Genomic DNA, 4,001 nt, shown 5'->3' on the forward strand with positions numbered 1-4,001 from the left:
GAGGTCCGGCTGGTGCGGGGCTGCCTCGTCCCCGGCCTTCTGCGCGGCCACCCGGCCTGCTGCGGTGCCGGGTTCCTGGGCGGTGACCGGTGTTGTGGCTGGGGGGTGGGTCGCGCTGCCCGGCGCTGGCGGGGTGCCTCCCCCAGAGGGGGGACCCCCAGCGCCCACCCTCCCCCACTCTCGGCTTCTCCCCCACGCTCGGCTTCGCTCGCGCGGGGGGACCCCCATCGCCCTGGGGGTTCCCCCAGGCCGTTCAGGCACTGGGGGAGGCACGACTGCCCGCGGACTGACGGGTCGGCTCGCCCGTGACAGCAGTACCACGCCTCGCGCTGCCAGGGCCGCGCCCGTCGCCGCGGCGAGGATGCCCGCTGGGCCGCCCCGTAGTCGTTCGCCCAGTAGGGAGAGGCCGATGAGTGCGGCGGCCACCGGGTTTGACAGGGTGACCACGGCGAGTGGGGCGCCGAGGCCGGCCCGGTAGGCGAGTTGCGACAGGAGCAGTCCGCCCACCGCGAAGGCGGCGACCAGTACGGCCACCCCGATGACCTGCGCGCTGAGCAGGGGGCCGGAGCCGTCGGTCGCGGCCACCGTGACGGTCTGGGTGAGTGCCGAGCCGACGCCGGAGGCGACGCCGGACGCGGTAGCGTGCCGCAGGCCGCTCCGGCCGCCCGGCCGGGCCAGCGCGCCGACCAGCACCGCCGCCGTACCGGCCACCGCGAGCGCCTCGGGCACACTGAGCGTGTCGTCGGGCGCGGGCCCGGACGCCGTGACGAGCAGCGCGGCCAGCCCGACGAGGGTGAACGCGGTGCCCCGCCACTCGACCGCGCTGACCTTCCGTCCCGCCACCCGGGCGCCCATCGGTACTGCCGCGACCAGGGTGAGCGCGCCCAGCGGCTGCACCACGGTCAGCGGACCGTAGGTGAGGGCGACGATGTGCAGCAGTGCGCCGGAGGCGTTCAGCCCCACCGACAGCCACCACGCCCCGCTGCCGAGCAGCCGCAGCAGACCCGAGCCGGAGCTCCGGGCGGCCAGCCGTTCCTGGGCGACAGCGGCAGCCGCGTAGGCGACGGCGGAGAAAAGGGAAAGGACGACGGCGACCACGGTGGCGCTCATCGGCCCGCCGCCACGAGCACCGGCTCCTTGGTGGGTACGCGGTCGTCCGCGGCAGGCCGGACCGTGACGGTCGTCCGGAGCGGCGGACGGATCACCGCGAGCGCACCGCTCAGCAGCACGGTCGCCGCGATCGCGTCGAGCCAGTAGTGGTTCGCCGTCCCGACGATCACCAGCAGGGTCAGCAGCGGGTGCAGCAGCCACAGCCACCGCCATCGCGACCGGGTGGCGACGATCAGCCCGATCGCCAGCATCAGCGCCCAGCCGAAGTGCAGCGAGGGCATCGCCGCGAACTGGTTCGACAACTGGTCGGTCTCCGGAGAGCCGTACACGGACGGCCCGTAGACCTGCCCCGTGTCCACGAGCCCCGCCTCCGCGAGCATCCGCGGCGGCGCGAGCGGGAACGTCAGATGCAGCACCAGCGCGGCGGCGGTGACCGCGGCGAGCGCTCGGCGCGCCCAGACGTAGTGCCCGGGGCGCCGCATGTACAGCCAGACCAGGAAGGCTGCGGTGGCCGGGAAGTGGACCGTCGCGTAGTAGGTGTTCGCGAGGTGCACCAGGGTGTCACCGTGCAGCAGCGCGGACTGCACCGCGCTCTCCCCGGGCAGACGGACGGCTCGTTCCAGGTCCCAGACGTGATCCGCGTTGCGGAAGGCCTCGCCGGTGTGGCCCGTCGCCAGCAGCCGGCCCGACTTGTAGATGGCGAAGAGCCCTGCGACGAGCAGCAGCTCACGGACGATCGGCGGCCGCGCTATCGCGTCGGTCTCCGCTTCGGCAGGCTCGGTGCGGGCATTCATCCCCCGGCCCTTTCACTGACGGTGGTGCATGTGTGGTTCGGGTGGTACGACGAAGTCATCGATACGATGCCGTACCGATACGCCAGTGTACCGATACGACTGAGTACCGGTACACTGGCGTATCGATAACGTGCGACACACTGGAGAGCGGGCCCCGTTGGGCCGCCGGACGCGAGCGAGGAGACCAACCGATGACGTCGCAGGCCGCGGACCGACCGGAGACGGTCGGCGCCTCGCGCCGCTCCAAGCTGACGCGCGAGCGTGAGCAGGAGTTCTTCGACGCCGTGCTCGAGCAGATCCGCGAGTGCGGCTACGACGCCGTCACCATGGACGGCGTCGCCGCCAGCACCCGGTGCAGCAAGTCCACGCTGTACCGGCAGTGGAAGACCAAACCCCAGTTCGTGGCGGCGGCCCTGCGCTCGAACGCCTGCCCGCGCTTCGCCGGTATCGACACCGGCTCGCTGGCCGAGGACCTGCGCCAGGCCGCGCGGGCCGCGGGCGAGAGGTCGGGCAAGGACAGCCGGCTGATGCAGGCACTCGGCCACGCCGTGGTGGAGGACCGGGAACTCCAGCAGGCGCTGCGTGAGGCGCTGGTCGAGCCGGAGATCGCCGCGATCAGGGAGATGCTGCAGCGTGGGGTGGAGCGCGGGGAAGTTCCCGCCGACCATCCGGCGCTGGAGTACGTGCCGGCGCAGATGTTCGGCGTCCTGCGCGTCCGGCCGGTCCTGGACGGCGAGGACGCCGACGGGGACTATCTGCTCCGGTTCCTGGAGGCCGCCGTGCTGCCCGCACTCGGCCTCACCTGAGACCCAGGCCGCCGTCCACGGGATGACTGGACGACCGGCCTGCCTGCGCCGCACCGTGGGGACGGGGGCGGCGCGCACCCCCCGGCCGGGTGGGGTTCCTCTTGAGCGGAGAGGCGCCCCACCCGGCCGATCGGTGTCGTGCCCCGGTGGGCGGGCGCGTCAGACGTTCTGCCCGTTGCCGCCGCCCGCCGACTCCTCGATGCCCTCGGTGATCTCGTCGATGACGGACACCTTCTGGTCGGCGTCCACCCCGAACCGGACCACGACCAGCTGACCGGAGTCGGCGGGCGAGGGGAAGGCGAGCGACTCGACGTAGCCGTCGGCGCCCTTGCTGGTGATGGCCTTCCAGCGGACCAGATAGCCCTTCTGTCCGGCCACGGTCACCGCCTTGGACGCCAGCACCTCGTGCGAGGTGATCTCGCCGTACGTGGTGCCGCCGTAGGACTCCTCGGCGTTCGCGGCGATGTCCGCCTTCGCGACCTCCTCCGGCGTGCTGCCCTCGGTGCCCAGCACCTCGGCGGGCGCCGAGTACGCGCCGCCCTTCGTGCAGGACTTGGACGTGTCACCCGGGCACTCGTAGGTGTCGTCGGAGGTCAGCTGCGCGCCCACGCTGAAGGCCTGGCCGGTCCAGCCCTCCGGCACCGGGAGGCTGATCCCGTTGACCGCGTCGGACACCGTGCCGCCACCCTCGACCTCCGGTGCCTCCGGCGCGGGTGACTGGCCGCCGCCGGAGCCTCCCGAGTCGCCGAAGGGCCCACCGCTCGGGCCGTCGGACGGACCGGCACCGCCCGGCCCCTGCTGCGAGTCGGCGCGGCTCGCGCCGCCGCTGTCGTCCTTCGTCAGCGCGTACACGCCGACGCCTATGCTCGCCAGGACCACTGCGGCGACCGTGACCGCTATGCCCGTGCGCAGACCGCGCCGCGGGGCGGCGGGCGGCTGGGCGGGGTACCCCGGGTACCCGGGATGTCCCGGATATCCGGGTTGCGTCGGGTACGCGTCGGCGGTGGGCGGCCCCGCCGGGGGACCCCAGGCGGCGGCGGACCCCGCCGGACGGGTCCGGTCCGTCCACGCCCTGCCGTCCCACCAGCGCTCGGTGGCGGGACCGTCACTTGTCTGCCCGGGGTCGGGATACCACCCGGGAGGAGTCTCCTGCGTCATGCCCCCACCGTATGAGGCGTCGGTGAAAGGCGGATGAGAGGGATCACCTCCCCATGTCACACGGGCTGACCCCGGGTCATTCCAGCACCAGCCGCACCGGGCCCTTCCCGGCCGCCGGCGCCAGCCGCAGCCC

4 protein-coding genes are annotated in these 4,001 nt (G+C 73.5%); 1 reads left to right on the forward strand and 3 read right to left on the reverse strand.

What is annotated here, in order from left to right:
• Nucleotides 1-1,110, reverse strand: a 1,110-nt coding sequence (locus ACTWQJ_RS47700) for a hypothetical protein (protein WP_443312619.1), incomplete at its 3' end; no start/stop codon positions are given.
• Nucleotides 1,107-1,904, reverse strand: coding sequence for a phosphatase PAP2 family protein (locus ACTWQJ_RS47705; protein ID WP_443312620.1), 798 nt, complete (start codon nt 1,902-1,904; stop codon nt 1,107-1,109). The genes ACTWQJ_RS47705 and ACTWQJ_RS47700, both read right to left, overlap by 4 nt.
• Before the next feature lie 191 nt (nt 1,905-2,095).
• On the opposite strand from ACTWQJ_RS47705, the gene ACTWQJ_RS47710 reads away from it, so the two are divergent.
• Nucleotides 2,096-2,710 (forward strand): TetR/AcrR family transcriptional regulator, encoded by a 615-nt coding sequence (locus tag ACTWQJ_RS47710; protein ID WP_129803017.1) that lies wholly within the window; start codon nt 2,096-2,098, stop codon nt 2,708-2,710.
• A gap of 159 nt (nt 2,711-2,869) precedes the next feature.
• Here the strand turns inward: ACTWQJ_RS47710 and ACTWQJ_RS47715 are convergent, their stop codons facing one another.
• Nucleotides 2,870-3,868, reverse strand: coding sequence for a DUF2510 domain-containing protein (locus tag ACTWQJ_RS47715; protein ID WP_443312621.1), 999 nt, complete (start codon nt 3,866-3,868; stop codon nt 2,870-2,872).
• Nucleotides 3,869-4,001: the final 133 nt, after the last annotated feature.

Source organism: Streptomyces sp. KR55 (assembly GCF_052245645.1).
In the GTDB taxonomy this organism is placed as follows: domain Bacteria; phylum Actinomycetota; class Actinomycetes; order Streptomycetales; family Streptomycetaceae; genus Streptomyces; species Streptomyces flavusporus.

Excerpts from the sequence above, each read along its gene's own strand:
- ACTWQJ_RS47705 (WP_443312620.1), bottom strand. The coding sequence starts at position 1,904 with ATGAATGCCCGCACCGAGCCTGCCGAAGCGGAGACCGACGCGATAGCG.
- ACTWQJ_RS47715 (WP_443312621.1), bottom strand. The coding sequence starts at position 3,868 with ATGACGCAGGAGACTCCTCCCGGGTGGTATCCCGACCCCGGGCAGACA.
- ACTWQJ_RS47710 (WP_129803017.1), top strand. The coding sequence starts at position 2,096 with ATGACGTCGCAGGCCGCGGACCGACCGGAGACGGTCGGCGCCTCGCGC.